This window comes from Streptomyces sp. DT224 (genome assembly GCF_049844595.1).
In the GTDB taxonomy this organism is placed as follows: Bacteria; Actinomycetota; Actinomycetes; order Streptomycetales; family Streptomycetaceae; genus Streptomyces.
Genome location: NZ_JBNCLI010000040.1, coordinates 1 through 941 on the forward strand (window position 1 = coordinate 1; position 941 = coordinate 941).

The 941-nt window shown below is 56.9% G+C and carries 1 rRNA gene; it reads right to left on the reverse strand.

The features are described 5' to 3' along the window. Positions 1–941, reverse strand: a 23S ribosomal RNA gene (locus ACLQ2N_RS35930); the annotation flags it as partial.

Below are 941 nucleotides of genomic sequence, written 5' to 3' on the forward strand. Positions count from 1 at the left end.
GCATTCTCACTCGTGAACCGTCCACAACTCGCTTCCGCGGCTGCTTCACCCGGCACACGACGCTCCCCTACCCATCCATACAGGCGTTGGCCCTATACGTATGAATGACACGACTTCGGCGGTACGCTTGAGCCCCGCTACATTGTCGGCGCGGAATCACTTGACCAGTGAGCTATTACGCACTCTTTCAAGGGTGGCTGCTTCTAAGCCAACCTCCTGGTTGTCTCTGCGACTCCACATCCTTTCCCACTTAGCGTACGCTTAGGGGCCTTAGTCGATGCTCTGGGCTGTTTCCCTCTCGACCATGGAGCTTATCCCCCACAGTCTCACTGCCGCGCTCTCACTTACCGGCATTCGGAGTTTGGCTAAGGTCAGTAACCCGGTAGGGCCCATCGCCTATCCAGTGCTCTACCTCCGGCAAGAAACACACGACGCTGCACCTAAATGCATTTCGGGGAGAACCAGCTATCACGGAGTTTGATTGGCCTTTCACCCCTAACCACAGGTCATCCCCCAGGTTTTCAACCCTGGTGGGTTCGGTCCTCCACGAAGTCTTACCTCCGCTTCAACCTGCCCATGGCTAGATCACTCCGCTTCGGGTCTAGAGCGTGCAACTCAAACGCCCTGTTCGGACTCGCTTTCGCTACGGCTTCCCCACACGGGTTAACCTCGCTACACACCGCTAACTCGCAGGCTCATTCTTCAAAAGGCACGCAGTCACGACGCACCGAGCAAGCTCGATGCGCGACGCTCCCACGGCTTGTAGGCACACGGTTTCAGGTACTATTTCACTCCGCTCCCGCGGTACTTTTCACCATTCCCTCACGGTACTATCCGCTATCGGTCACCAGGGAATATTTAGGCTTAACGGGTGGTCCCGCCAGATTCACACGGGATTTCTCGGGCCCCGTGCTACTTGGGTGTCTCTCAAACGAGCCGTT